The sequence below is a fragment of the Massilia sp. IC2-477 genome, assembly GCF_020707265.1.
Lineage (GTDB): Bacteria > Pseudomonadota > Gammaproteobacteria > Burkholderiales > Burkholderiaceae_D > Telluria.
Genome location: NZ_JAJFEQ010000001.1, coordinates 182,462 through 208,326 on the forward strand (window position 1 = coordinate 182,462; position 25,865 = coordinate 208,326).

Here is a 25,865-nt window from a genome sequence, read left to right on the forward strand (position 1 = left end):
CAACCGTATAGAGTTGCGCGGTCCACCGCACCAGAAAGTCACACCCATGTACAAGAAACTGACCAGCAGCGTCCTGCTGGCCCTGGCTGTCGCCGGCGCCCCGGCCCTGGCCAAAGGCCCGGCGTCGACCGCGAACGAAGCCGCCACCGCCCGCCACTACGCCAGCCTGATCGCCGGCGAGCCGAAGCTGTCCGAACTGACCCTGTTCTTCACCCAGATGCCCAAGGGTGGCGACCTGCACCACCATTATTCGGGTTCGGTCTACGCCGAGCAGTACGTCGACTTCCTCGACAAGCAGGGCTACTGCGTCAACAAGCAGACCTACCAGATCGAGACCAGGAAGGAAGTCGTCGAGGCCGAGCGCGCCAAGCCGGCCAAGGACCGCAACTGCCTGTCCACAAGCGAAGTGTATGCCGACGACTACACCTACCGCGAACTGCTGCAGCGCTGGTCGAACAAGGACTTCAACAACCACGGCGCGATCCAGCCGCCGCCGGACCGTCTGTTCTTCCAGACCTTCGGTTTCTTTGGCCCGGTCTCGAACGCGAACTTCCGCGAAGGCCTGCAGGAACTCAAGAAGCGCGCCATTGCGGAAAACGTCAGCTACATCGAGACCATGTTCAAGATGTCGCCCTTCGTCGTGAACAAGGAGTTCGACACCCAGGCCTGGCAGAACGCCAATGACGACAAGGCTTTTGAAGCCCAGATGGGCGCCTGGCTGGCGGTGCTGGAGCAGGACGCCGGCTTCCGCAAGTCCCTTGAAGACTTCGTCAACAAGATTCACGAGTCGGCCGAAGGCATCGACGACGAGCGCTTCACCATGCGTTACCAGACCTATGTGCTGCGCCTGCTGAACCCCTCGCAGGTGTTCTCGTCGATGGTCTCGGGTTTCAAGGCCGCGGCCATGAGCGACAAGATCGTCGGCGTCAATATCGTCGGCCAGGAAAGCACCATGGTGTCGATGCGCGACTACGCGCTGCACATGAAGATGTTCCGCTTCCTGAAGTCGCGCTATCCGGAAGTGAAGATCGCCATGCATGCCGGCGAGCTGGCGCTGGGCGACGTGCCGCCGGAAGGCCTGAAGTTCCACATCGACCAGGCCCTGGTGGTTGCGGGCGCCAATCGCATCGGCCATGGCATCGACCTGGCGCACGAGACCAATGCCCCGGCCATCATGGCGAAGATGCGCAAGGACGATATCCCGGTCGAGATCAACCTGACCTCGAATGCCTTTATCAGCGGCATCGAAGGGGCCAACCACCCGATCACCCTGTACCGTAAATATGGCGTGCCCTACGTGATCTCGACCGACGACGCCGGCGTGACCCGTCACACCCTGTCGAACGAGTACGTGCTGTTCGCCAGCCGCTACAAGCCGGACTACGCGGAAATGAAGCGCACTTCGTACAACAGCATCCGCTACGCCTTTCTGTCGGTAGCAGAAAAACAACGCCTGACCCGTCAGCTGGAAGAGCGTTTCGCGGCGTTCGAAGCCCGGATCGCCGAACTCGCCCGCAGCGCCCCCGCAGCCAAGCGCTGATCAAAAAAACGGCACTTGACAGTGCCAACCTCTTCCAAAAGGGCAATGTGTGGCCACCGCGCTACACATTGCCCATCCATCTCCTTGGCAAAACGGATTTACAAATTAATTCGTTTCGCTGCTGAATTAGTCCTCTTATAATCGCGCCGCAGCAATTTCCACAGGTGAACTCCGTGTTGCGGACAACCGACACGGGACAGCCACGGGGACTTATACGAAATACGTATAAATTTGTAAGCGAAATGGTATTTGTCACGCTAGATGCACTCATGCATAGTCGGCGAGTGACTATTTAGGAAAGACTTTTTTTCTACTTGGTCCACGCCTCATCGTGACTCCGGTGGCGTCATCAACCGGACATATTCAGACCTTACACTGCCATGCCGCTGCAAAAGTCTAGAACTTTTGGCAAGAATTCATGCAGGTGTAGCACTTGCTGTTGTAGTTTTCATAATGACACTCTAGGGGAGTTTTGAATGCAATCCGCTTTTAACCAACAACCGAAGCTGCGCCTGAGCGCGATCGCGCTGGCATGCCTGGCATGCGCCGGCGTCGCCCAAGCCCAGACGGCAACGTCTGACGAAGGCCAGGTTCGTTCGGAAGTTGTTATCACCGGCAAGAAACTGGGTATGGGTCTGATGGTCTTCGAAGAAGCGCCGAAAGCGCGTTCGACCGTCACCGCAGCGGAACTGGAAAAGCAGCGCCCGACCGGCAACGCCTATGAGGCACTGGAACTGCTGCCGGCAGTGAACAGCTACAACCACGATGCAACCGGCCTGTTCGGCGGCGGCCTGACCCTGCGCGGTTTCAACAGCGACCAGATCGGCGCCACCATCAACGGCGTGCCGGTGAACGACTCGGGTTCGTTCTCGGTGTACCCGCAAGAATACGTTGACCAGGAAAACACCTGCTCGCAGTTCGTGACCCAGGGTTCGACCGACGTCGACTCGCCGCAGGTCGGCGCGACCGGCGGTAACTTCGGCATCAACACCTGCAACCCGGAAAACAAGCAGCGCGTGCGCGTGATGCAGACCTTCGGCCAGCTGGACATGTTCAAGTCCTTCGTCCGCTACGACAGCGGCATTCTGCCGGACAACCGCTCGAAGCTGTTCGTGTCGTTCTCGCGCGCCATGTCGGACAAGTGGAAGGGCAAGGGCAAGGCAGAGCGTAACCACATCGACGCCGGCTTCAACTACGACTGGGATCGCTTCAACTACATCCACGCCACCCTGCTGTGGAACGAAGCGCTGAACAACAGCATCAACAACCTGACGCTGACCGAAATCAACACCCGTGGTTACTACTACGACACTAGCGACTACTTCGTCGGCCACCTGACCCCGCGTGCAGGCACTGCCCAGACCGAAGCTACCCAGACCCCGCTGTACCACGGCCTGTACATCAACCCGTTCAAGAACGCGATTGCTTCGGCAACCGCCAAGTTCCGCCTGAGCGAAAACCTCGACCTGAAAGTGCTGCCGTACTTCTGGTATGGCTTCGGTAACGGTGGCCTGCAGCAGCGCGTCCAGCGCGAAAGCGGCAGCTTCCTGAACACCACGACCAACCGCCTCGGCGCATCGGTCGACCTGAACGGCGACGGCGATACGCTCGACACCATCATCATGGCGAACGCGTCGCACACCGACACCAAGCGTCCGGGTATCACTTCGTCGCTGAACTACCAGTGGAACAACCACAACATCCTGGGTGGCTTCTGGTACGAGCGCGCCAAGCACCGTCAGACCGGCCCGATGGTCCCGGTGACCGCCGACGGCCGTCCGTACGATCCGTACCTGCAGATCTACCAGATCCGCCGTCCGGACGGTTCGCTGTTCATGAGCCGCGACTGGGACACCATCTCGACCGCGTACCAGTTCTTCATCCAGGACACGATCACGATGATGGACGACAAGCTGACCCTGAACCTGGGTCTGCGTACGCCGAACATCGAGCGTGACTTCACCAACTTCGCGAGCGAAGGCAACCAGAACCCGACCTACAACATCGTCAAGAAGTACAAGGACGTGCTGCCGCAGCTGGGCGCCCGCTTCCGCATCACCAACGACGACCAGCTGTTCGCGTCGGTGGCGAAGAACATGAAAGCCCCGCCGAACTTCGTGTTCAGCAACGTCGGCACCAACGTGACCCTGGTTGGTAACCAGGCGACCCTGCGCGGCGACGTGCAGGAAGAGACCTCGTGGAACACCGACATCGGCTACCGCCACCAGAGCAACAACCTGATCGCGACCGTGACCGCGTTCTACGTCGACTTCAAGAACCGCCAGGCGACCGCGTTCGACCCGATCACCAACACCAGCAGCTACACCAACGCTGGCAACGTGAAGAACCACGGCCTCGAGATCGAACTGGGCAACACTCCGATCAACGGCTGGGCAGCTTACGGTTCGTTCGGCTACACCCGCAGCAAGATCGAAGACAACCTGCGCGTGAGCGCCACGGGTACCCTGCCGACCGCCGGCAAGGAAATGCCGCTGACGCCGAAGCTGAAGGCCGGCCTGTCGCTGGAATACACCCAGGGCACGTTCTACGCCCGCGTGAAAGCCAAGGCAACCAGCCGCCAGGCAGGCACCCTGGTGAACGACGAGTGGGCACCGGGTTACACCACCTACGGCTTCGATACTGGCTACACCTTCGACAACTGGGGTGTCTTCAAGCGTCCGAAGCTGCAGTTCAACATCAGCAACATCACCAACAAGCAGTATCGCAACCCGTCGTCGTCGACTGTCAACAACACCACCCCGTTCCCGGGCGTGACCAGCGTCGGCACCCTGCGTTACTACCTGGGCGCACCGCGCTTCGCGTCGGTCACCCTGTCGGTGGACATCTAATAACGCTACAATGCCTGCCGCTGCCTCACGCGGCAGGCGTAGCGTGCAGTACCGAACAGGCCCGCAAGGGCCTGTTTTTACATCCAACCTCCAGTATTGACATCGATATGACGACCGACTTCCCGCGTGCCCCGGCACGGCTTTCCCGTGTCGCGCTGGCGCTTGCGCTTCCCCTGGCTGTCTCCGGCTGTACCTGGCTCGGCGCCGTCGCCAACTATTCCACGCAATCGGGCCGCAACGCGGTTGCGAACGACCCTGTCACGATCAACCTGGTTGCCCTGAACGACTTCCACGGCAACCTGGAACCCAGCCGCTACACCCCGACCAACGCTGACGGCAGCAAGGCGAGCCCGATTCGCGCCGGCGGCGCCGAGGCGGTGGCAGCCGCGCTGCAGGCCTGGCGCAAGCAGGACAAGGACCTGCTGTTCGTCTCCGCGGGCGACCTGGTCGGCGCCAGCCCGGCGATGTCTTCGCTGTGGGGCGACGAGCCCACCATCGAGGCGATGAACATGCTCGACCTGCGCGTGTCCGCGGTCGGCAACCATGAATTCGATGCCGGCCGCAAGGAACTGCTGCGCCAGCAGCACGGCGGCTGCGATTCGCCGCGTCCGGACAAGGCCTGCCAGATGGCCAAGGATTACCGCGGCGCGAACTTCACCTACCTGGCCGGCAACGTGGTCGACAAGGCCACCGGCCAGCCCTTCATCCCGGCCTTCAGGGTCATCGAAGCCAAGGGCATCAAGGTCGGCCTGGTCGGCGTGGTGCTGCAGGACACCCGCTCGGTGGTGATGGCCTCCGGGATCGCCGGCCTGGAATTCGGCGACGAGGCGGCGGCCATCAACCGCGCCATTCCCGCCATGCGCCGTGAGGGCGCCGACGTGGTCGTGGCCCTGGTGCACCAGGGCGGAAGTACCAAGGAAAGCGCGATGACTCCCGGCTGCAGCCAGCTCAAAGGCCCGATCGTCGACATCGTGAAAAAGCTCGATCCGGAGATCAAGCTGGTCATCACCGGCCACACCCACGAGGGCTACCTGTGCAAGGTCGACGGCCGTACCGTGACCCAGGCCTCGTCCTATGGCCACCTGCTGACCCGCATCGCCATGAAAGTGCAGAAGGGCGTGGGCAGCGTCGGCGAGATCAAGGTCGAGAACGTCCTGATGAAAGCGGGCGACTTCCCGGCCGACGAAAAGATGGTCGCCTTCATCGCCAAGGTCAAGGAAAGCAGCCGCGCGGCCCTGAATCGCCCGGTGGCGCGCCTGGCCGCGGCGCCGGTGCTGAAAAAGCAGAACGAGGCCGGCGAAGCGCCGCTCGGCAACCTGATCGCCGACGCCGTCCTGGCCGCGACCCGCAACCTGGGCGCCCAGATCGGCTTCATGAACGAAGGCGGCATCCGCAAGGACCTGGAAGCGGGCGTGGACAATGTCGCGTCCTTCGGCCAGACCCAGGCCGTGCTCCCGTTCGGGAACACGCTGGTGGTGATGGACCTGACCGGCGCCCAGATCCGCACCCTGCTCGAGCAGCAGTGGCGTTCGGCATCCAGCAACGGCTCGATGCTGCAGGTGTCCAATGGCTTCAGCTATACCTGGGACGAGAAGCGCCCGGCCGGCAGCCGCGTCACCGCCGTCACGCTGAACGGCAAGCCGCTGGAAGCGAACAAGACCTACCGCATCGTCGCGAATAACTTCTTGGCCGAAGGCGGCGACAACTTCCCCGAATTCGCCAAGGGCAGCAATCGCCTCGAGACTGGCCTGATGGACCTCGACGCCTTTACCGACTACCTGCGCAAGACCGAGGGGCAGGGCGCCGCGCTGGCCCCGAGCGCGCCACGCATCATCAAGGCCCAATGAGCCTTCAACCAAGGATGACCATGAAAAAACTCGCCTGTGTACTCGCGCTGACCGGCGCCTTTGTATCGTTCGACGCCGCGGCCTGGGGCCGTGACGGCCACCGCGCCGTCGGCGCCATCGCCGACAAGCTGCTCAAGGGCTCGAACGCCCAGAAGCAGATCCAGGCCCTGCTGCTGCCGGGCGAATCGCTCGAGTCGATCGCCAACTGGGCCGACTGCGTCAAGGGCAGCTATTGCGGCCCGCAGACCCAGGAGATGGTGGACTACGTGGGCGGCAATCCCAAGCACAGCGAGTACCACTACACCGACGTTCCGTTCCAGCTCGAGAAGTACCATGACCACGGCGTCGGCACGGCCGACGTGGACATCGTCCAGACCCTGAAGCAGTGCATCGCGGTCCTGCAGGGCAAGACCGACCCAGCCCTGAACCCGCACAAGTTCACCAAGCGCCAGGCCCTGATCCTGCTGACCCACTTCGCCGGCGACATCCACCAGCCGCTGCACGTGGGCGCCGCCTTTGTGAGCAAGGACGGCAAGTTCGTGGTGCCGAAAACCCATGCCGAGGTCGACGAGACCGCGATCTTCGATTCGCGCGGCGGCAACAACCTGCTGCTGGACGACGCCAAGGTGAGCGCGCTGGCCGATGGCCTGATCGGCCCAGGCGAACCGGCCCCGGTGCGCGAAGGCGTCCCCAAGGCCCTGACCAAGCCCTTCCACTCGTACTGGGACAGCACCACGGTGGACTACGCCTTCCGCCGCATCAAGACCAGGACCCCGGAACAGTTCGCGGACGCGGCCATCGCCGGCAACCCGCAGGTGGCCAAGGCCAAGGGCGACCCGATCACCTGGCCTTACCAGTGGGCGGACGACGCCCTGGTGGTGGCCAAGCTGGCCTACCAGGACGTGGTGCCGGGCAAGCTGACCCCGCAGACCAGCAAGAAGGGCGAGACCTACTACACCTTCGCACTGGAAGTGCCGCAGAACTACCCAGTGCCGAGCTCGGCGATTGCGAAGACCCAGCTGATCAAGGGCGGGTACAACCTGGCGGCGGTGCTGCAGGCGATTTTCCCGGACAAGGGTTGATTGTCGGCGGCTTCCTCAGACCGCAAAAGTAGTTTGCACCGCCAGAAGTAAGACCGTCATCCCGGCGCAGGCCGGGATCCAAGTTCGCTGCGCAGAGTGACGTTCACACTGTGCTACAGAATTGGATCCCGGCCTTCGCCGGGATGACGTTTACGAGCAGGCGACTTTCATCAAAGCTGACGCTGCTCAGCGTGCGCGGCGCGTCCACTCCCTGGTCTTGGATAGAATCCGCTTCACCGGAACCTACGCCAAGACCATGAGCCCTCTCCTTAAGGCCGCCTGCTGCGGCTGCCTGATCCTCTCCAGCGCCGCCAGCGCCCAGACCAGCCCCGAGCGCAAGCTCCCCCTGTGGGAAATCGGCGTCGGCGCCGCCGCCATCTCGACTCCGTCCTATCCGGGTTCCGACGAGCGCGAATCGCGCCTGCTGGTCTTCCCCAACATCGTCTACCGCGGCGAGATCCTGCGCGCCGACCGTTCCGGCGTCAACGCGCGCGTGTTCCGCAGCGACCGGGCCGAACTCGACGTCGGCTTTGCCGGCGCCTTGCCCTCGGACTCGGACGATGTCGACGAGCGCGCCGGCATGCCGGACCTGGGCCCGCTGGTCGAATTCGGTCCGCGCCTGAAGTTGCGCCTACTTGAGCTCGGCAACAATCGCCGCCTGCGCGCCGAATTCCCGCTGCGCGCCGTGATCGAGGCGCGCGGCGGCCTGCACCATCGGGGCGCCACTTTCGAGCCGCGCCTGGCCTACGAGATGGCGGGCGAGCGCGGACTATGGACGCTGGAAACGAATCTCTCCGTCGTGCTGGGCGACCGCCGCATCAACCGCCACTTCTACGAGGTGGCGCCGCAGTACGCGAAGGCCCTCCGGCCCGCGTACCTGGCCGATTCCGGCCTGATGGCAACGCGCCTGGGCCTGTTCGGCTCGCGCCGCATCGACGAGGACCTGCGGGTGTTCGGCTATCTGCGTTTCGAAAGCTACAAGGGAGCGGCAAACCGCGACAGTCCCCTGCATGTGAAGGACAGCGGGGTGTCGGGAGGAATAGGGGTGATGTGGACCTTCAAGCGTTCCAGCCGCCGCGCCAGCGGGGCGGAGACGGTGGATCCGGCGATCCAGTAAGCGCCGTGCGGGGCCGCACGACGCTCCCATGAAAACCCGGAGAGCGCGCGGCTTCCCGGGTCGGTGATGGCTTACTTGCCGGTTGACTTGCTGTCCTTGTGCGAGGACTTCTTGTCGTGCTTGGCTTGCTTGTCCTGCTTGGTGTCGGTCTTGTCTGCCGGAGTGGCCGGGGTCGCCGGGGTGGCCGGGGTTGCGGCAGTAGCCGGCGAAGCCGCGGTTGCCGAGGTGGCGCCGGTGCCGCCCGAGGTATCGGTGGTCGAGGCGGCGGTATCTGCCGAAGTTGCCGGGGTAGCCGGCACGGCTGGGGTAGCGGCGGTGGCCGGAGTCGCCGGGGTGGCCGGGGTTGCGGTCGTAGGCGAGGTGGTCTGGGCGAATGCCGAGGTAGCCGACAGAGCGACGATCAGGGTAGCAAGTGCTTTCTTCATGGATAAATCCTTTCCGGTTCGGTTCTGGCGTACGTTTATCGTGTCACCTAAGCAATCAACGGCTCGCCGATGAGCCTTGTTGACGGCCTTTACAAAGGCTTACGGTAGTCACATTTGCTAACAACCATGGCAACAGGCGCTGGCTTGAAGCAAAAAAAATGGCCTGCGGAAGCAGGCCATTCTTAAGATTACTGAAACTCAGCGTGACTTGACGAAGGGTCGTCCCAGCGCCTTGGGCGCCACTGACTTGGCCATCAGGCCGGCCAGCACAACCACGGTCAGCACATACGGGATCATCTGGATCAGCGAACCCGGGATGCGGCCCACGACCGGCAGGTCCACGCCTTCGATCTGGATCTGCACCGCGCCGAAGAAGCCGAACATCAGGCAACCCAGCACCGTGTGCAGCGGACGCCAGTTACCGAACACCATGGCGGTCAGCGCCAGGTAGCCGGCGCCCGCCGACATGTCGCGCAGGAAGAAGCCGCTCTGGACAATCGACAGATAGGCGCCCGAGAACGAGCACAGCACGCCGGCAATCAGCATCGCCGTGTAGCGCGTCTTCTGGACCGACACGCCGGCAGCATCGGCCGCATGCGGGTTCTCGCCGCAGGCGCGCAGGCGCAGGCCGAAGCGGCTGTGGTACAGGGTCCAGTGCACCACCGGCAGCAGCAGGAAGGCAAGGTAGACCAGTACCGAATGGCCGCCGATCACGTGGCCATACAGCCAGCCGATGAAGGGGATGCTGTCCATGGCGGCGGTGCCCGGCAGGATCACGTCGGCCAGGCGCGCTTCGCCCAGGTCGGGCGTGCGGCCGCCCTGCTGGAAGAAGTACTGGGCGACCACGAAGGTCAGGCCGCTCATGGCGATGTTGATCGCCATGCCCGCCACCAGCTGGTTGCCCTTCTGGGTGATGGCGACAAAGGCCTGCACCAGCGCCAGGGCGACCGAGGCGAGCATGCCGGCGGCGATGCCGAGCCACGGGTCCTGGTAGGAGTAGGCAACACCGGCGGAGACGAAGGCGGAGGCGAGGATCTTGCCCTCGAGGCCGAGGTCGATCACGCCGCTGCGCTCGGCGAACAGGCCGGCCATGGCCGCGAAAATCAGGACCGGCGCATTGCGGATCGTCGAGACGACGATGCTGGCGAACTGGAAGTCTTCCATGGCGTATTAACCTTTACGAGCCTTAGTTGCATTGATCAGTTTCAGGACCGCCGGCGCGTACAGGTTTTCCATCGCGCCGCAGAACAGGATGATTAGGCCTTGAATGAAAATGAAGGTCTCTTGCGGGATGTTCGGCTTTTCCAGCGACAGGTCGAAGCCGCCCTGGATCAGGGCGCCGAACAGCACCGAGGACAGGAAGATGCCGACCGGATGCTGGCGGCCCATCAGCGCGATCGCAATGCCGACGAAACCGGCGCCGGCCGGGAAATTCAGGCTCAGGTAGTGGGTCGAGCCGAGGATCGAGTTGACGGCGGCGAGGCCCGCCAGGGCGCCCGAGATCAGCATCGCGACGATGATGGTGCGGCTGATGCGCACGCCGGCGTAGTGGGCGGCGTGCTGGTTCAGGCCCGTGGCCTGCAGCTTGTAGCCCCAGCTCGAGCGCGACATCACGAGGCCGTAGATTACCAGCGCGAGGATCGCCAGCACGAAGGAGATGTTCAGCGGGGTATCGCCCATCGATGGGAACCAGTCGAACAGGCGCGGCATCCAGGATGCTTCGCTGAAGGTACGGCTGGCCGGATTCTGGTCGCCCTCGGGGATGAGGTACTTCACGATGATGAAGTTCATCAGGCTGGCGGCGATGAAGTTGAACATGATGGTCGTGACCACCACGTGGCTGCCGCGCTTGGCCTGCAGGTAGCCGGGCAGGAAGGCCCAGCCGGCGCCGAACACGGCGCTGGCGATCATCGCCAGCGGAATCAGGAGCCAGGGCGAGAGCGAGGCGTCGAATGCGAGCATCGCCAGGGTTAGCCCTAAGCCGCCCAGGTACATCTGGCCTTCGGCGCCGATGTTGAACAGGCCCGCCTTCATCGCCACCGAGACCGCGAGGCCCGTGAACACGAAGGTGGAAGCGTAGAACAGCGTGTAGCTCAGGCCTTCCGGATTGATGACGGCGCTGTTGATCAGGATCTGCATCGACTCGACCGGGCTTTCGCCCAGCAGGTGGATCACCAGGGCCGCAACCAGCAATGCCGACAACAGGTTCAGGATGGGCAGGACGAAGCCGGATGCCCAGCGTGGGAGTTCAGTTGTTTTCATGATTTGTGCATCCCGCCCATCAGCAGGCCGATGCGGGTGGTATCGAATTCTTCAACATTCAGTTCACCGGTGATGCGGCCACCGGAGACGACCACGATGCGGTCGGCCAGCGCGCGCACTTCTTCCAGCTCGGTCGACACCAGCAGGATGGCGACGCCTTCGTCGCGCAGGCGCAGCAGCTGGGTGTGGATGCTCTCGATGGTGCCGATGTCGACGCCGCGGGTCGGCTGGCCGACCAGCATCAGTTTTGGTGCGGCCGACACTTCGCGCGCGATCACGACCTTCTGCTGGTTACCGCCCGATAGAAGACCGATGCGCAGGTCGGGGTTCTTCGGACGGACGTCGAAGGCTTCCAGCAGGTGGGCGCAGCGCTTGGCGATGGCCTCGAAGTCGAACAGGCCCATCTTGTTGGTGACGCGGTCCTGGTAGCCGAACACGGTGTTCTGCATGACCGAGAAATCCTTGATCACGCCATCGCGCAGGCGGTCTTCCGGCACGTGGCCGATGCCGAGGTCGCGGAATTCGGCCGGCAGGCCGTCGGCGTTGGAGCGACCGGCATAGGGCAGTTCCTTGCCGAGGAATTCGACGCGACCCGACGTCGGCAGGCGCATGCCCGACAGGATTTCCATCAGTTCGCTCTGGCCGTTGCCCGACACGCCCGCGATCGCGACGATCTCGCCGGCGCGCACGGTGAGGTCGATGTCAGCCAGGAGCTTGACCTTCTGCTTGTCTTCCAGCTGCAGGTTCGAGACCTGCAGCACCGGCGCGCCCGGATTGAAGGGCTTGCGCGGCAGGTTGCCCTCGATCGGGCGGCCAACCATCATGTTGGCCAGCTGCTCCTTGGAGGTCTCGGCGGTGCTCACCGCGCCGACCACGCGGCCGGCCCGCATCACGGTCACCTGGTCGGTGATCTCCATGATCTCGCCCAGCTTGTGGGTGATCAGGATGATGGTCTTGCCCTGTTCCTTGAACAGCCGCAGGATCTCGAACAGCGAGGCGGTTTCCTGGGCGGTGAGGACGGCGGTCGGCTCGTCCAGGATCAGGATCTCGGCGCTGCGGTAGATCTGCTTGAGGATCTCGACGCGCTGCTGGGCGCCCACCGACAGGTCGTGGATGGTGGCGAGCGGGTCGACATCGAGGCGGTAGCGCGCGCAGATCTCGCGCAGCTTCGCTTCGGTTTCCTTGCGCTTGGCAGCCAGCTTGAATCCGCCCTCGGTGCCGAGCATCACGTTGTCCAGCACGGTCATGTTCTCGACCAGCATGAAGTGCTGGTGGACCATGCCGATGCCGAGCGCGATCGCTTCCTGCGAGGAGCGGATGTGGCGCTCCTGGCCGTTGATCAGGAGCTGGCCGCTGTCGGCGTGATAGTAGCCGTACAGGATGCTCATGAGGGTGGACTTGCCCGCGCCATTCTCGCCGATCACACCGTGGATCGAGCCTTTGGCAATCGGGAAGCTGACGTCAGCGTTCGCCTGCACGGCCCCGAAGGCCTTGCTGATGTTGCGAAATTCTACGGCTGGCTGCATTGCGATCAGAGTAAATGGTTGGTGGTGCGCATCGATGATGCGCAATAAAAAGCCTGCATTTCATTCAAAAGCGCGCCGGACCGGGTTGACCGGCGCGGCGCGCTTTTTCATGGGGATAGGTGAATCAGACCGGGCAGCTGCCTGCGGTACGGTAGTCGACGACCTTGATCTTGCCGTTGATGATGTCGGTGCGCACAGCGTTCACGCGCTTTTCCATCTCCGGCGTGACGACTGCGCGGTTGTCCTTGTCCAGGACCCAGTCCACGCCGCCTTCCTTCAGGCCCTTGTAGGTGACGCCACCCTTCCAGGTGCCGTTCTTTTGCGCCATGAAGGATTCGTAGATGGCGTTGTCCACGCGCTTGACCATCGAGGTCAGCATGTTGCCCGGGTGGAGGTAGTTCTGGTTCGAGTCGACGCCGATCGCCAGCTTGCCCTTGGTCTTGGCCATCTGCAGCGCGCCCATGCCGCTGCCGCCGGCCACCGCGAACACCACGTCGGCGCCGCGGTCGAACTGCGCACGCGCCAGCTCGCCGCCCTTGGCCGGATCGTTCCAGGCCGCTGCGGTGGTGCCGACCATGTTCTGCATGATCTCGACTTTCGGGAACTGGGCCTTGGCGCCCTGGCTGTAGCCGCAGGCGAAAGCGCGGATCAGCGGGATGTCCATGCCGCCGACGAAGCCCAGCTTCTTCGACTTGGAGGCCATGGCGGCGGCGACGCCCACCAGGTAGGAGCCTTCCTGTTCCTTGAACATCACCGAGTTGATGTTGTTACCCTGCGCGATGCTGTCGATCAGCACGAAGCGCACGTTCGGGAACTCCTTGGCGACCTTTTGCACTGCCTGGGTCTGCGAGAAGCCGATCGCCGCGATCAGGTCGACCTTCTTGCGTGCGAGGCCGCGCATCACCTGTTCGGCCTGGGTGTCGCTGTTGGCCTGGACTTCGAGCACCTTGATGCCGGTTTCCTTGGTGAAGCGCTGCAGGCCTTCGAAGGCCGACTGGTTGAACGATTTGTCGAACTTGCCGCCCGCATCGTAGACCATGCCCAGCTTCGGCGCGGCCGGTGCTGCAGCTGCGCTGCCGGCGACGCACAGCGCCGCAATGGTCATGGTGAGTTGCTTGAATTTCATGAATGAGGCTCCTGGAATTTCGGTATTGTACCCGGCCCAACCGTAGGCGAGGAACGGGCTGCGCAAGCTGCATCGCCAACGGCGCCGTAGAGCCTGGCAATGCGATGCGCATTGTGTCAGCCGGACGGCGCCCGAGGGGTTACGATTTGTATCGCGGTGGTGATTCTCTCGACAGGCCTTGCTGCATGTAGCTTGATTGCAACAGGCCCGGAGGCGAACACCGCCGCGACGCCGCGCTTTCTCAGGAATCTGAATGCTCGCAGCTCAGCCTGTCAAATATGCATCAAGCGACAGTTTGATGACAAATACCATTTTACTTGGCAATTTATTCCAAGGAAATATAAGTGCCGCCAAAACGCGGGATTATTTTGCGATTGCGCTCAATGCATCGTCGGCGGATGCGGTCGCAGGCAGGGTAGTCGTGGCAACGGGCTCCGGCTTGGGACCGACTTCCTTGCCCACTTCGGCCACGACCTGCGGCGCGTCGCCGGCCGGCAGTTGCGGCGTGGCGGCCGGCTTGGCGAACTGGCGCGTGAGGAAACTGGCGATCAGGGCCTGGGTCGCTTCCAGGTAGGGGATGTTCATGTGGTCCGAGCCTGGTACGGTGTCGTCGCCCACCAGCGTGGCCAGCTTCTGCACCAGCTGGTCGGTGTGCGAGTGCGGCACCACGTCGTCTTCAAGCGCGCGCAGCACGTAGGTCGGGGCCTTGAGCGAGGGCGCGTACTTGATCGACTCGAAGCGGTGGCGCAGCATGTACTCGATCGGCATCACGCGGAAGCGCCGCTTGGCGATCGCGAGGATCGAATCGTAGGGGGTGATCAGGACCACCGAGTGCACCGGCCGTTCCTTGGCCACCTGCACCGCGACACCCGAGCCCAGGCTGCGGCCGACCACGGCGATGCGGGCGGCGTCGACCTGGCCGAGGGCGGCGAGCCAGTCGAACAGGGTGCAGCCGTCCTCGATCATGTTGATTTCTTCCGGCACGCCGTGCGACTGGCCGTAGCCGCGGTAGTTCATGACCAGCACGGTCATGCCGGGGAACAGCTTGCCGGCGTCGCGCGCGACCCAGGACACTTCCTCGGAGCGGCCGCCGAAGTACATGACGGCGGGACGCGGGCCCGGCACCAGGGGCGTGAGCAGCCAGCCGCAAAGGCGGGTGCCATCCTTGGCGCGCAGGACGATCGGACGGGTGCGGTGCCCGGTGCTGCGCGGGCTTTCCACTTCCGGGGTGATGCAGGGGTTGAACACGAGGCGGCGCTGATTGGCCGCCACGGCGGCCGTCAGGGTCAACCAGAGAAAGCTGGCGAAACCCGTAATCCCCGCTGCCATTTTCTTTGAAGTGTCCATGGTTCCAGTCTACCCCTGCCGCGAACGTTTGTTCTGTGCGGCACTTCGCTCAGTGGATAGCGTTACTGCTGAGTAGCGGAACAGTTGGCTTATTACAACAGCAAGCAGGGAAAGGTGCTTACTCCGGCGCGTGTTTCGTCGATGGGCCGGCGGTGACGTACTGTTCGACGTCGGTCACCGTATGGTCGATGCGGACCTTGTCGGCGTCGGTATGGACGCCCGCTTCGGCGTGTTCGGTGCCGCCCGTGCCCGTGTCCGTCGACATGCGCTTGCCCAGGTATTCCGACGCCAACACGCCCGCCGCGGACAGCGCCGTCAGGGCCAGCGAGCCGCCACGGGCATGGCTGCCCTGGCGCCGCAGCACCAGGTTGGCCGCGCCTACCAGCAGGGCCGCACCGGTCAGCGCAGCATGCAGTTGGCCTTCGCGTTTGGCCTCGGCCGCCTGCGGCTTCTCGGCCACGTAGTCGGCCACGCCCGCCACGCTGGCCGCCAGCCCGCCGACGATGCCCGCGCCCATGCTCAGGTAGGAGGCTTTCGCATAGTCCTCGTCGCCGGTGGCGCTATGCATGGCGTCGAGGATGAAACCGAAGGGAATGAGAATGGCCGGCGCCGCGCTCAGGACCGAATGCAGAGGTTGGCCGGCAATGGTGATCTTGTTCATGGCGTGCTCCATGCGTTGGTTGCTGTCGGGATGAGTGTGGCATAGGCCGGAGGAGGGGAACGCACGCTTGGGCCAGAGCCCGACACAAGCGCCGCCATGGTTCGCCGCGATCAAGTAAGATCGATATTCCGCCCAACGGGCCCCTACCCTCGGAGATCTCGTGCACTATCTGCTCATGTATGACCTCGCCCCCGATTACCTCGAACGCCGCGGCGAGTTCCGCGACGAGCACCTGAAGCTGGCCTGGGAAGCGCAGCAGCGCGGCGAGCTCGTAATTGCCGGCGCATTGGCCGACCCGAGCGACCACGCCGTCCTGATGTTCAGCTGCGATACGCCCGAACCGGTGCAGATGTTCGCCGCCAAGGACCCCTACGTCACCCACGGCCTGGTGCGCGCCTTCCACGTACGCCAGTGGAACACGGTGGTCGGCGACGACGCCTTCAACCCGGTCCGTCCCGGCTGAGCTTTCCAATAGTAAATTCGGACTAGACTTGCGGTAAGATTGCCCGGCTTTCAACTGAGCCGGAGAGTTCATGCAAACTGCCGTCAACCTGTGGCCGCTGCTGGGTGTCGCGGTCATCGTCGCGGGCTTCCTGCTGCGCGCGCATCCCGTGCTGGTGGTGGTCGCCGCCTGCGGCGTCACCGGCCTGGCCGCCGCAATGCCGGTAGAAGCCATCCTTGCTTCGCTCGGCGCCGCGTTTGTGAAGACACGCAACCTGCCGCTGATCCTGCTGCTACCGCTGGCCACCATCGGCCTGCTGGAGCGCTTCGGCCTGCGCGAACGCGCGCAGGCGGCAATCGCGAAGGTGAAGTCGGCTACCGCCGGACGGCTCCTGATTGTCTACCTGTTCGCCCGCGAGACGTCGGCCGCCGCCGGCCTGACCAGCCTGGGCGGCCATCCGAACATGGTGCGTCCGCTGGTCGCGCCGATGGCCGAAGCCGCGACAGAAACCCGCTATGGCAGCCTGCCCGACGCGCTGCGCCACCGCATCCGCGCGATGTCGGCCGCCACCGACAACGTCGGCCTGTTCTTCGGCGAAGACATCTTCGTGGCCTTCGGCGCCATCGTGCTGATGCAGACCATCCTGAACGCCGAGGGCATCGAGGTGAACCCGCTGCACATCGCGCTGTGGGGCATTCCGACCGCGGTCAGCGCTTTCATCATCCACGCCTGGAACTTGCGTAGGTTAGACGCGCGCATCCGCCGCGAGATGACCGCGGGAGAAAAGGCGGCATGATCACGCTCGAACACTTCTATGTGCTGGTCGGCCTGCTGTTCGTGGCGGTGGCCGCGATGAACCTGGTCGACCGCAGCAATCCGCGCCGCTTCAGCACCGCGCTGTTCTGGGGCCTGTACGCGCTGCTCTACCTGGCCGGCGAGCTCCTGCCGCCTGCGCTGGTAGGCGCCCTGATGATCCTGATGGCGCTGGTCGCCGGCTTCAAGGGTGTCACCGCCGGCAAGGCGGCCGTGCTGCCGGAAGAAGAACGCCGCGCCGCCAGCGCGCGCCTGGGCAACCGCCTGTTCATCCCGGCGCTGCTGCTGCCGCTGGTGACCATGCTGGGCGCGACCGTCTTCAAGGACGTGCAGGTAGGCGGCTTGCCGCTGCTCGACCAGAAGCACCTGACCCTGGTCAGCCTCGGCATCGCCGCGCTGGTGGCGCTGCTTGCCGCCTGCTGGCTGACGCGTTCCACCCCGCTGCAGGGCGTGCGCGAAGCGCGGCGCCTGGTCGATGCGATGAGCTGGGCCGTGGTGCTGCCGCACATGCTGGCCGTGCTCGGCCTGCTGTTCACCGAGGCCGGGGTGGGCAAGGCGGTGGCCCACGTGAGCACCTCTTATATCGGCCTGGATTCGCGCTTCGTCGCGGTAGCGGTGTTCTGCATCGGCATGGCGCTGTTCACCATCGTGATGGGCAACGGCTTCGCCGCCTTCCCCGTGATGGCGGGCGGCGTCGGCATTCCGGTGCTGGTCGGCGTGTATGGCGCCAACCCTGCAGTGATGGCGGCGATCGGCATGTTCAGCGCCTATTGCGGTACATTGATGACGCCGATGGCGGCGAACTTCAACATCGTGCCGGCCGCGCTGCTCGAGCTGCCCGACAAGAATGCCGTGATCCGGGCCCAGATCCCGACCGCGCTGCCGCTGCTGGTGGCGAACATCTTCCTCTTGTACTTCCTGATGAACCAATGATGAAAACTGTCCTGCTCACTGGTTTCGAACCCTTCAACAAGGCGTCAATCAACCCGGCCTGGGAGGCCGTGCGCGCGCTCGAAGGCTGGAGCGGCGAGGGCTTTCGGGTCGAAGCGCGCCAGCTGCCCTGCGTGTTCGACGAGGCCAACCGCGTGCTGGCCGCATTGGTCGACGAGCTGCAGCCCGACATCGTGATCGCCGTCGGCCAGGCCGGCGGGCGCGCCGAGATCTCGGTGGAGCGGGTGGCGATCAACATCGACGACGCGTCCATCCTCGATAACGCCGGCCAGCAGCCGGTCGACCGCGCCATCCGCGCCGACGGACCGGCGGCCTACTTCACCACCCTGCCGATCAAGGCGATGGTGGCGAAGATGCGCGCAAAGGGCTTGAAGGCGGGAGTGTCGCAGACCGCGGGCACCTTCGTGTGCAACCACGTGTTCTATGGGCTGATGCATCACACGGCGGGCAAGCCGGTGAAGGCGGGTTTCATCCACGTGCCCTACCTGCCGGAGCAGGTCGAGGAGCGGCCGGACGATCCGCCGGCGATGGCGCTGGACGACATCATCCTGGGCATCATGACGGCGGTGGAGACAGCGACCAGGGTGGAACGCGACGTGGCGCAGGCCGGCGGGGCGACCCACTGAGTCGCCCGCCGGGCTGCGCCACGTCTTGAGCGCCTAACAATTCCCCCGATGACTGCGTTGCATCGTCTCGCCGTACTAGCGTACTGTCTTCGACGCTGCGCCTTGCCCTCGGGGTTTTGTTAGACGCTCCTACTTCAGTACTTCAGGAATTAACGCTTTTCCTGCAGTTTCTCGCCAGCGCGCTCCAGGGCGGCGCCGGTCTTGTCGCCGACCTTGTCCGAAGCAGCCTTGACTTCAGCGGCGGCTTCCTTCGACTCCTGTTTCACTTCGGCGCCGGCTTCCTTGATGTTCTGGCCGGCCTTGTCGGCAGCCTGCTCGATGTTTTCGCCAGCGCGGTCAGCAGCGGCGTCGACGCGTGCAGCAGCGTTTTCGGTTGCGTTTTCGACGTTCTGTGCGGCTTCCTTGGTGTTCTGGGCAGCAGCAGCTGCGGTTGCGTCGATCGCGGCGCCGGCTTCCTGGGCAGGACCGGTGCTTGGATCGTTGTCGGCTTTCTTGCAACCGGTGGCCATCACAGCAACAGCCAGCATCAGGGCGGAGAGGGTAGCGGTGGTTTTCATGGTGTGCTCCTTGTAAAAGGTTTTGTTCAGGTTGTTGTTCATCTTTTGACAAGAGTTTGCACTAGTAGGCTGCCGAGAACGGTGCGCGAAGTAACGCAGAATAAAGAAATAATTGCCTCAGTAACAAAATTTATGGGATCGGGTGTTGTGATTGGTTCTCTTAAAAGGGTTTGCCTTGGAGTGCAGGCTAGGGGAATGTTAGGATCAATCAATGGACCGACGAACTGATTACAAGACTGCACTGCTCATCGACGCCGCCATCCACGAGGCGGCCAGCGAAGGCCGTCCCCGCGCCGCTACCGAGCTGGCGAAAATGGGCGTGCCGCTCGAAGTCACGATGCGGGTACTGACCCGCCCGGTGGAACGCCGCCACCAGATCGCCTCGCTCAGCACGGTGGCGGTCGAGATCAAGCGCCAGTAATTACTCTTCCGGGAACAGGATGTTCAGGAAGGCCCGCACCACCGGCGCATCGCCCTCCACCGGATAGGCTATATAGAGATTCGCCGACGGCGGATCGGTCCGGATCGGCAGGAAGCGCACGCCCGGCCAGCCGATGCGGCTGGTGGTTTGCGGCAGCAGCGCCACGCCCAGGCCCGCGCCGACCATGGCCAGCAGGGTCTGCGGCTCGGCCGCTTCCTGGAAGATGGTCGGCTGGAAGCCGGCGTTGACGCAGCACTGGATCAGGTAGCGCGGCTCGGCCGACTGGTCCAGGTGCAGGGTGAGCATCGGTTCGCTCGCAATGTCGGTCAGCTCGATCGCATCCTGCTGCGCCAGCGGATGCTTCTCGTTGATCGCCACGCACACGTTCTCCTGGAAGCACAGGTCCTGGCGCAGGCCGGCCTGTTTCAGCACGTCCCCCTCGATGCGCGGTTCGCGCCAGAAGCCGACGTCGATCTGCCTGGCGCGCAGCGCTTCCCACTGGTCGTTCGGCCCGAGCTCGTGGATGGTCCAGGTCACCCGCGGATATTGACTCTGGAAGCGTTCGAGCAGGGCGGGGATCGGCCCCCACATCGCTGAGCCGACGATGCCCACCCGCAAGCGGCCCACTTCGCCGCGGTCGATCTGGCGGATGGTGTCGATCGTCATGCGCATCTTGGCCAGCAGCTCGGCCGCTTCCGTCATCAAGGCCTTGCCCGCCACCGTCAGCTCGAAGCTGCGCGTGGTGCGGGTGAACAGGCGCACCCCGAGTTCGCTTTCCAGCTTCATGATCTGCTGGCTCAGCGGCGGCTGCGAGATGTGCAGGCGCTCGGCGGCGCGCGAAAAGCTTTTTTCTTCCGCGACCGCGAGAAAGTAGCGCAGCTGTTTCAGGTCGATCGACATGGCGCGTGAACGATCAGGCGTTCAGCGCCACGGCCAGGCGCGCGCCGACCAGGGCGTTGTGCTTGACCAGCGCGATGTTGGTCGCCAGGCTGCGGCCCTCCGTCAGTTCCTTGATGCGCCCGAGCAGGAAGGGCGTGACCGCCTTGCCTTTCACGCCCTGCTGGTCCGCCTCGATCAGGGCCAGCCTGATGATGGTGTCGATCTCCTTGGTCGGCATGGCGGATTCGCTTGGCACCGGATTGCTCACCACCACGCCGCCGGCCAGGCCGAGCTGCCACTTGGTGCGGATGAAAGCTGCCTGTTCTTCCGGCGTGTCGAGCTGGAAGTCGGCCTTGAAGCCGCTCTCGCGCGTGAAGAAGGCCGGGAAGCCCGGCTGGCCGACGCTCAGCACCGGCACGCCGTGGGTTTCCAGGTATTCGAGGGTGAGGCCGATGTCCAGGATCGATTTCACGCCGGCGCAGACCACGGCCACACTGGTGTGGGCCAGCTCCTGCAGGTCGGCCGAGATGTCGAAGCTGGTCTCGGCGCCGCGGTGCACACCGCCGATGCCGCCGGTGACGAAGACTTCGATGCCCGCCAGCTGGGCGCAGATCATGGTCGCGGCCACGGTGGTGGCGCCCAGGCGCTTCTGCGACAGCACGTAGGCCAGGTCGCGGCGGCTGACTTTCATGGCGTCGGGCGAGGAGCCCAGCAGCTCCAGCTGCTCGTTGGACAGGCCGACGCAGATCCTGCCGTCGATGATGGCAATGGTGGCCGGCACCGCGCCGGCGGCGCGGATCACGTCTTCCACTTCGCGTGCGGTCTGCACGTTCTGCGGATAGGGCATGCCGTGCGAGATGATGGTCGATTCGAGCGCCACGATGGGTTTGCCGCTAGCGCGCGCGCTTGCCACTTCGGGCGAGAACAGGAGGAAGGATTGCATGCTCAGTCCAGTACGGATTCGTTGAGGGGGATGGCAGACGGGACGTCCAGCTGGCCGGGTTCGAGCGCCGGGCAGACGGTCTGCTCGCATTCGATGGTCAGGGCGGACAACTGCAGGCCGCGGCGGCAGGCCAGGCCCAGGTCCGCGCCTTCGCTGGCACCTTCGCTGCCGCTGTGCAGCGACCAGGCGACGGCGGCGGCAAAGGCGTCGCCCGCGCCGGTGACGTCGACCACGTCGACTGACGGCGCGTCCAGGCGCATCACGCCGGTGGGGGAGGTATACATGACGCCGCGCGCGCCGCGTGTGACGACCACGTCCTGCGCGCCCTGGCGCTGCACCTCGACGCAGGCGGCGCCGATGGCGGCGTCGCTGTCCAATTCACGGCCGACGCGTACCGCCAGCTCGCCTTCGTTCAGGATCAGCAGGCGCAGGCCGAGCAGGTTGTGCGGCAGGCGCGCCATCTTCGGCTCCGACACCGCCACCAGCACCAGCGGCACGCCGTCGCGCACCGAATCGTCGAGCAGGGCGGCGATGCTGTCACGCGGCAGGTTCAGGTCGGCCACCACCAGGGCGGCGCTGGCGCGCTGCTGCTGGCGGGTGGCGAGGAAGGCGGGGTTCAGGCGGTCGTTCAGCGCCATGTCGGCCAGCGCCACGACCATCTCGCCGTCCTGGTCCAGCACCGCGGTATAGGCGCCGCTGGCGACGCCGTCCAGGCGCAGTGCGCCGCGGGTGTCGATGCCGGCGTCCTCGGCATGGGCGAGCAGGGCGCGGCCGGAAGCGTCATTGCCGACCGCCGTGATCAGGGCCGTGGGGGCGCCCAGGCGCGCCAGGTTTTCCGCGATGTTGCGCGCCACGCCGCCGAAGGATTCATCCTGACTGGCCGGGTTCGAGGTGCCGAGCACCAGTCTGTCGAGGGTGCGCAGCTTGCGGTCCAGGTTGGAGGCGCCGATGCACAGGATCGGACGCTGGTCCGGCAGCACGTAGGCGCGTCCCAGGATGCGGCGTTCGCGCACCAGGGTGGCGATGTAGTTCGCTACCGCCGAGCGCGACAAGCCCAGTTGGGTGGCAAGGTCCTGCTGCGAAATGAAGGGGTTCGCGCGGATCAACTCGTACAACTGTTCTTTTTTGGGCAGCTCGGTCACGGTCGTCGGCGGAGGTTTCCGATAAACAAATGTTTATCGATACTAGGTAAATGTTTTGCAACTGTCAAAACAATCTTGGTGTGCTGTATCTGCATGTCAACAATACACCGTTTGATTTATTTTTTAAACCAATAAATCGACAAGAAAAATGGTATTTGCCATACATATTCGCCCTCATGCATAGTTATAATATTCCGGCTGATATGTGCCCCTTGCTTACTGTTCTGTAGCAAAGCTGTGTCCAGCCTCCTCACACCATCTCCCGATTCCGCACACAAGGACGACCATGTTCAGCAATACCCCATTCGAAGCAGCAGAAGTCATCAAGGCCCGCAAGCCCGGTTTCGCACCGCGCGCTGCACTGATCCTGGGCTCCGGCCTGGGCGTGCTGGCCGAGCAGATGCTTGATGCCGTTTCGATCAGCTACGCCGACCTGCCGGGCTTCCCAATCAGCACCGTGCATGGCCACGCCGGCGAACTGGTGCTGGGTACCCTGGCTGGCGTGCCGGTCGTGTGCATGAAGGGCCGCGGCCACTTCTACGAAGGTTACGGCGCCAACGTCATGACCTCGGCCGTGCGCACCTTCAAGCTGATCGGCTGCGAAATGCTGCTGGTAACGAACGCCGCCGGCTCACTGCGCCCTGAAGTGGATGCGGGCAGTGTCGTGGTCCTGAACGACCACATCAACCTGCTGCCGGGCAGCCCGATGGCCGGCCCGAACGACGAACGCTTCGGCCCGCGCTTCTTCAGCATGGCCAACGCCTACGACGCCGAGCTGCGCGCCCTGATCAAGGAAACCGCAGCAAGCAAGGGCATTACCCTGAACGAAGGCGTGTACCTGGCTTGCCCGGGCCCGAACTTCGAAACGGCCGCCGAAATCCGCGCATTCAAGGCGCTCGGCGCCGACGTGGTCGGCATGTCGGTGGTGCCGGAAGTGATTTCGGCGCGCCACTGCGGCCTGAAGGTCGCCGGCATCTCGGCGATTACCAACCTGGCCGAGGGATTGAGCCCGTTCCCGCTGTCGCACGAGCAGACCCTGAAGTACGCCGCGATCGCGGCCAAGGACCTGGTCACCCTGATCCATTCCTTCATCGAGCGCTTCGGTTCGACCCCGCGCAGCGCCGCTTAAACCCTTTAGCGAGATCCCATGTCACGCGCATTCATCCTCCTGCTTGACTCGTTCGGCCTGGGCGCCTTGCCCGACGCCGACAAGTACGGCGACGCAGGCGCCAATACCTTCGGCCACATCGCTGCCTGGGCCGCGAAAGAGGGCAAGCCGATGTCGCTGCCCAACCTCGAGCGCCTGGGCCTGGCCGCAGCCGCGCACAAGGCCAGCGGCGAATGGGCCGCGGGCTTCAGCCAGCGCGACGGTTTCCAGGGCGCCTGGGGCGTCGCGCGCGAGCAGTCGACCGGCAAGGACACGCAGAGCGGCCACTGGGAAATCGCCGGCGTGCCGGTGCTGTTCGACTGGGGCTACTTCCCGAAGACCGTGCCGTCCTTCCCCAAAGAGCTGACCGACAAGCTGCAAGCGCTGACGGGCGTGCCGGGCTGGCTGGGCAACTGCCACGCTTCGGGCACCACCATCATCGACGAACTCGGCGACGAGCATGTCGCCAGCGGCAAGCCGATCCTCTACACCTCGGCTGACTCGGTGCTGCAGATCGCCGCGCACGAAGAGCACTTCGGCCTCGAGCGCCTGTACGAAGTCTGCGAAGCGGCGTATGAACTGGTCAAGCCCTACAACATCGGCCGCGTGATCGCGCGTCCCTTCCTGGGCGAGAACGGCAAATACAAGCGCACCAGCAACCGCCACGATTACGCCGTGCCGCCGACCGCTCCAACGCTGCTGGATCACGTGAAGGATGCGGGCGGCGAGGTGATCGCACTGGGCAAGATCAGCGACATCTTCGCGGCCCAGGGCGTGACCCAGCTGATCAAGGGCGCCGACAACATGGCCCTGTTCGATCGCCTGGTCGAAGTGGCCGACACCGCGTCGTCGAAGTCCCTGACCTTCGTGAACTTCGTCGACTTCGACATGCACTTCGGCCACCGCCGCGACGTCGCCGGCTACTCGAATGCGCTGCACGAGCTGGACGCGCGCCTGCCGGAATTCATGGCGAAGCTGAAGGACGGCGACCTGGTCGTCATCACCGCCGACCACGGCTGCGACCCGACCGCGCCGGGCTCGGACCACACCCGCGAGCACATCCCGATGATCTTCTTCGGCCCGAACGTCGCCCCGCAGGAACTGCCGACCGCGAATACCTTCTCTGATATTGGCGCAACCCTTGCCAAGCACCTTGGCGTCAAACCCCTTTCGAACGGAACCGCACTGCTATGACCCAGCCCCTGGATTTCAAACGTAACACCGCCGTCGGCCTCGACCTCGGCCTGGTCAAGCACGTCAAGGTGAACCGCAACGCGGCCGACCGCCGCGCCGCCAGCCTGGCGAACCGTCGTACCGTCAAGAAGGAATACCAGGCTGCCTGGCTGGTGCGCGCCGTCGAGTGCATGGACCTGACCACCCTGGGCGGCGACGACACCCCGGGCCGCGTCGAGCGCCTGTGCATGAAGGCGATGCGCCCGCTGCGTTCCGACCTGATGCAGGCCCTCGGCCTGGAATCGCTCACCACCGGCGCCGTCTGCGTGTACCACGAGATGATCGGGCCGGCCGTGAAGGTGCTGCAGGGCCGCCTGCCGATCGCTGCGGTGTCGACCGCCTTCCCGGCCGGCCTGTCCAGCCTGGAAACCAAGCTGCGCGAGATCGAACTGTCGGTGGCCGCCGGTGCGACCGAGATCGACATCGTGATCACCCGCCAGCACGTCCTGACCGGCAACTGGCAAGCCCTGTACGACGAGATGGTGGCTTACCGCCAGGCTTGCGGCGAAGCGCACGTCAAGGCGATCCTTGCCACCGGCGACATCGTCACCCTGGACAACGTGGCCAAGGCCTCGATGGTCTGCATGATGGCCGGCGCCGATTTCATCAAGACCTCGACCGGTAAAGAGGGCGTCAACGCCACCATCCCGGTGTCGCTGGTGATGACCCGCGCGATCCGCGACTACTACGAGCAGACCGGCTTCCAGGTCGGCTACAAGCCGGCCGGCGGCGTCTCGACTGCCAAGGCCGCGCTGCAGTACCTGACCGTGATGAAGGAAGAACTCGGCAACGACTGGCTGCGGCCGCACCTGTTCCGCATCGGCGCCTCGAGCCTGATGACCGACATCGAACGCCAGCTCGAACACTACGTGACCGGCAACTACTCGGCCGCCCATCGCCACGCGCAACCATAAAACAGCAACGGATTC

24 protein-coding genes are annotated in these 25,865 nt (G+C 64.3%); 13 read left to right on the forward strand and 11 right to left on the reverse strand.

Annotated features, from left to right (window positions below):
• Window positions 1-46 precede the first annotated feature (46 nt).
• From LK542_RS00890 to LK542_RS00910, 5 genes are all read left to right on the forward strand, one after another.
• The gene (locus LK542_RS00890) at window positions 47-1,540 is read left to right on the forward strand and encodes an adenosine deaminase (protein ID WP_227810455.1); all 1,494 of its coding nucleotides are present in this window, start codon (window positions 47-49) and stop codon (window positions 1,538-1,540) included.
• Window positions 1,541-2,016: 476 nt separating this feature from the next.
• Complete coding sequence (locus LK542_RS00895) at window positions 2,017-4,389, forward strand: TonB-dependent receptor (protein ID WP_227810456.1); 2,373 nt, start codon at window positions 2,017-2,019, stop codon at window positions 4,387-4,389.
• Between the two features lie 107 nt (window positions 4,390-4,496).
• On the forward strand, window positions 4,497-6,236 hold the full coding sequence (locus LK542_RS00900) for a bifunctional UDP-sugar hydrolase/5'-nucleotidase (RefSeq protein ID WP_227810457.1): 1,740 nt from the start codon (window positions 4,497-4,499) through the stop codon (window positions 6,234-6,236).
• Between the two features lie 20 nt (window positions 6,237-6,256).
• Window positions 6,257-7,318: a S1/P1 nuclease gene (locus LK542_RS00905; RefSeq protein ID WP_227810458.1), complete on the forward strand. Its 1,062-nt coding sequence runs from the start codon at window positions 6,257-6,259 to the stop codon at window positions 7,316-7,318.
• Window positions 7,319-7,574: 256 nt separating this feature from the next.
• Window positions 7,575-8,435, forward strand: a complete 861-nt coding sequence (locus tag LK542_RS00910) for a MipA/OmpV family protein (RefSeq protein ID WP_227810459.1) — start codon at window positions 7,575-7,577, stop codon at window positions 8,433-8,435.
• A 71-nt stretch (window positions 8,436-8,506) separates the two neighbouring features.
• On the opposite strand, the gene LK542_RS00915 is transcribed toward LK542_RS00910, so the two are convergent.
• The 7 genes from LK542_RS00915 to LK542_RS00945 form a co-directional block, all read right to left on the reverse strand.
• Window positions 8,507-8,860: a hypothetical protein gene (locus tag LK542_RS00915; RefSeq protein WP_227800124.1), complete on the reverse strand. Its 354-nt coding sequence runs from the start codon at window positions 8,858-8,860 to the stop codon at window positions 8,507-8,509.
• A 198-nt stretch (window positions 8,861-9,058) separates the two neighbouring features.
• Window positions 9,059-10,024: an ABC transporter permease gene (locus LK542_RS00920; RefSeq protein ID WP_227800125.1), complete on the reverse strand. Its 966-nt coding sequence runs from the start codon at window positions 10,022-10,024 to the stop codon at window positions 9,059-9,061.
• Between the two features lie 6 nt (window positions 10,025-10,030).
• Window positions 10,031-11,122 carry an ABC transporter permease gene (locus tag LK542_RS00925; protein ID WP_227810460.1) on the reverse strand — a complete coding sequence of 364 codons (1,092 nt, stop codon included), beginning with the start codon at window positions 11,120-11,122 and terminating at the stop codon, window positions 10,031-10,033.
• A complete protein-coding gene (locus LK542_RS00930) occupies window positions 11,119-12,648 on the reverse strand; it encodes an ABC transporter ATP-binding protein (RefSeq protein ID WP_227810461.1) in 1,530 nt (509 codons plus the stop codon). Before LK542_RS00930 ends, LK542_RS00925 begins: the two co-directional genes overlap by 4 nt.
• Before the next feature lie 124 nt (window positions 12,649-12,772).
• Entirely contained in the window at window positions 12,773-13,774 is a 1,002-nt protein-coding gene (locus tag LK542_RS00935) for a BMP family protein (RefSeq protein ID WP_227800128.1), read from the reverse strand.
• A 363-nt stretch (window positions 13,775-14,137) separates the two neighbouring features.
• Entirely contained in the window at window positions 14,138-15,121 is a 984-nt protein-coding gene (locus LK542_RS00940; RefSeq protein WP_227810462.1) for an alpha/beta hydrolase, read from the reverse strand.
• Between the two features lie 118 nt (window positions 15,122-15,239).
• On the reverse strand, window positions 15,240-15,782 hold the full coding sequence (locus LK542_RS00945) for a DUF2231 domain-containing protein (RefSeq protein WP_227810463.1): 543 nt from the start codon (window positions 15,780-15,782) through the stop codon (window positions 15,240-15,242).
• A gap of 160 nt (window positions 15,783-15,942) precedes the next feature.
• Here LK542_RS00945 and LK542_RS00950 point away from each other — a divergent pair, with 160 nt between their 5' ends.
• The 4 genes from LK542_RS00950 (at window position 15,943) to pcp (ending at window position 18,614) form a co-directional block, all read left to right on the forward strand.
• Window positions 15,943-16,245: a YciI-like protein gene (locus tag LK542_RS00950; protein WP_227800131.1), complete on the forward strand. Its 303-nt coding sequence runs from the start codon at window positions 15,943-15,945 to the stop codon at window positions 16,243-16,245.
• Window positions 16,246-16,315: 70 nt separating this feature from the next.
• A complete protein-coding gene (locus LK542_RS00955) occupies window positions 16,316-17,020 on the forward strand; it encodes a DUF969 domain-containing protein (protein WP_227810464.1) in 705 nt (234 codons plus the stop codon).
• Window positions 17,017-17,970, forward strand: a complete 954-nt coding sequence (locus LK542_RS00960; protein ID WP_227810465.1) for a DUF979 domain-containing protein — start codon at window positions 17,017-17,019, stop codon at window positions 17,968-17,970. Before LK542_RS00955 ends, LK542_RS00960 begins: the two co-directional genes overlap by 4 nt.
• The gene (gene pcp / locus LK542_RS00965) at window positions 17,970-18,614 is read left to right on the forward strand and encodes a pyroglutamyl-peptidase I (protein WP_227810794.1); all 645 of its coding nucleotides are present in this window, start codon (window positions 17,970-17,972) and stop codon (window positions 18,612-18,614) included. The genes LK542_RS00960 and pcp overlap by 1 nt, the downstream gene beginning before the upstream one ends.
• Window positions 18,615-18,763: 149 nt before the next feature.
• Here pcp and LK542_RS00970 read toward each other — a convergent pair whose 3' ends face one another.
• On the reverse strand, window positions 18,764-19,171 hold the full coding sequence (locus LK542_RS00970; protein ID WP_227800134.1) for a hypothetical protein: 408 nt from the start codon (window positions 19,169-19,171) through the stop codon (window positions 18,764-18,766).
• Window positions 19,172-19,382: 211 nt separating this feature from the next.
• Here LK542_RS00970 and LK542_RS00975 point away from each other — a divergent pair, with 211 nt between their 5' ends.
• Entirely contained in the window at window positions 19,383-19,592 is a 210-nt protein-coding gene (locus LK542_RS00975; RefSeq protein WP_227800135.1) for a hypothetical protein, read from the forward strand.
• On the opposite strand, the gene LK542_RS00980 is transcribed toward LK542_RS00975, so the two are convergent.
• The 3 genes from LK542_RS00980 to LK542_RS00990 are packed head-to-tail and all read right to left on the reverse strand — an operon-like array spanning window position 19,593 to window position 22,556.
• On the reverse strand, window positions 19,593-20,492 hold the full coding sequence (locus LK542_RS00980) for a LysR family transcriptional regulator (RefSeq protein WP_227800136.1): 900 nt from the start codon (window positions 20,490-20,492) through the stop codon (window positions 19,593-19,595).
• Between the two features lie 13 nt (window positions 20,493-20,505).
• Entirely contained in the window at window positions 20,506-21,414 is a 909-nt protein-coding gene (locus LK542_RS00985; RefSeq protein ID WP_227810466.1) for a pseudouridine-5'-phosphate glycosidase, read from the reverse strand.
• A gap of 2 nt (window positions 21,415-21,416) precedes the next feature.
• Window positions 21,417-22,556 (reverse strand): PfkB family carbohydrate kinase, encoded by a 1,140-nt coding sequence (locus LK542_RS00990; RefSeq protein WP_227810467.1) that lies wholly within the window; start codon window positions 22,554-22,556, stop codon window positions 21,417-21,419.
• 286 nt (window positions 22,557-22,842) lie between these two features.
• Here LK542_RS00990 and xapA point away from each other — a divergent pair, with 286 nt between their 5' ends.
• From xapA to deoC, 3 genes are read left to right on the forward strand one after another with little or no spacing between them, the layout of a single operon-like run.
• Window positions 22,843-23,685, forward strand: a complete 843-nt coding sequence (gene xapA, locus LK542_RS00995) for a xanthosine phosphorylase (protein WP_227800139.1) — start codon at window positions 22,843-22,845, stop codon at window positions 23,683-23,685.
• An 18-nt stretch (window positions 23,686-23,703) separates the two neighbouring features.
• The gene (locus LK542_RS01000; protein ID WP_227810468.1) at window positions 23,704-24,897 is read left to right on the forward strand and encodes a phosphopentomutase; all 1,194 of its coding nucleotides are present in this window, start codon (window positions 23,704-23,706) and stop codon (window positions 24,895-24,897) included.
• Window positions 24,894-25,850, forward strand: a complete 957-nt coding sequence (deoC, locus tag LK542_RS01005) for a deoxyribose-phosphate aldolase (RefSeq protein ID WP_227810469.1) — start codon at window positions 24,894-24,896, stop codon at window positions 25,848-25,850. The genes LK542_RS01000 and deoC overlap by 4 nt, the downstream gene beginning before the upstream one ends.
• Window positions 25,851-25,865 lie beyond the last annotated feature (15 nt).

Bases quoted from the DNA above. Each gene is read 5' to 3' on its own strand.
- deoC (WP_227810469.1), top strand. From the start codon at position 24,894: ATGACCCAGCCCCTGGATTTCAAACGTAACACCGCCGTCGGCCTCGAC.
- LK542_RS00900 (WP_227810457.1), top strand. From the start codon at position 4,497: ATGACGACCGACTTCCCGCGTGCCCCGGCACGGCTTTCCCGTGTCGCG.
- LK542_RS00895 (WP_227810456.1), top strand. From the start codon at position 2,017: ATGCAATCCGCTTTTAACCAACAACCGAAGCTGCGCCTGAGCGCGATC.
- LK542_RS01000 (WP_227810468.1), top strand. From the start codon at position 23,704: ATGTCACGCGCATTCATCCTCCTGCTTGACTCGTTCGGCCTGGGCGCC.
- LK542_RS00905 (WP_227810458.1), top strand. From the start codon at position 6,257: ATGAAAAAACTCGCCTGTGTACTCGCGCTGACCGGCGCCTTTGTATCG.
- LK542_RS00940 (WP_227810462.1), bottom strand. From the start codon at position 15,121: ATGGACACTTCAAAGAAAATGGCAGCGGGGATTACGGGTTTCGCCAGC.
- LK542_RS00970 (WP_227800134.1), bottom strand. From the start codon at position 19,171: ATGAAAACCACCGCTACCCTCTCCGCCCTGATGCTGGCTGTTGCTGTG.
- LK542_RS00925 (WP_227810460.1), bottom strand. From the start codon at position 11,122: ATGAAAACAACTGAACTCCCACGCTGGGCATCCGGCTTCGTCCTGCCC.
- LK542_RS00915 (WP_227800124.1), bottom strand. From the start codon at position 8,860: ATGAAGAAAGCACTTGCTACCCTGATCGTCGCTCTGTCGGCTACCTCG.
- xapA (WP_227800139.1), top strand. From the start codon at position 22,843: ATGTTCAGCAATACCCCATTCGAAGCAGCAGAAGTCATCAAGGCCCGC.
- LK542_RS00935 (WP_227800128.1), bottom strand. From the start codon at position 13,774: ATGAAATTCAAGCAACTCACCATGACCATTGCGGCGCTGTGCGTCGCC.
- LK542_RS00945 (WP_227810463.1), bottom strand. From the start codon at position 15,782: ATGAACAAGATCACCATTGCCGGCCAACCTCTGCATTCGGTCCTGAGC.
- LK542_RS00975 (WP_227800135.1), top strand. From the start codon at position 19,383: ATGGACCGACGAACTGATTACAAGACTGCACTGCTCATCGACGCCGCC.
- LK542_RS00890 (WP_227810455.1), top strand. From the start codon at position 47: ATGTACAAGAAACTGACCAGCAGCGTCCTGCTGGCCCTGGCTGTCGCC.
- LK542_RS00920 (WP_227800125.1), bottom strand. From the start codon at position 10,024: ATGGAAGACTTCCAGTTCGCCAGCATCGTCGTCTCGACGATCCGCAAT.
- LK542_RS00980 (WP_227800136.1), bottom strand. From the start codon at position 20,492: ATGTCGATCGACCTGAAACAGCTGCGCTACTTTCTCGCGGTCGCGGAA.
- LK542_RS00955 (WP_227810464.1), top strand. From the start codon at position 16,316: ATGCAAACTGCCGTCAACCTGTGGCCGCTGCTGGGTGTCGCGGTCATC.
- pcp (WP_227810794.1), top strand. From the start codon at position 17,970: ATGAAAACTGTCCTGCTCACTGGTTTCGAACCCTTCAACAAGGCGTCA.
- LK542_RS00910 (WP_227810459.1), top strand. From the start codon at position 7,575: ATGAGCCCTCTCCTTAAGGCCGCCTGCTGCGGCTGCCTGATCCTCTCC.
- LK542_RS00930 (WP_227810461.1), bottom strand. From the start codon at position 12,648: ATGCAGCCAGCCGTAGAATTTCGCAACATCAGCAAGGCCTTCGGGGCC.
- LK542_RS00985 (WP_227810466.1), bottom strand. From the start codon at position 21,414: ATGCAATCCTTCCTCCTGTTCTCGCCCGAAGTGGCAAGCGCGCGCGCT.
- LK542_RS00960 (WP_227810465.1), top strand. From the start codon at position 17,017: ATGATCACGCTCGAACACTTCTATGTGCTGGTCGGCCTGCTGTTCGTG.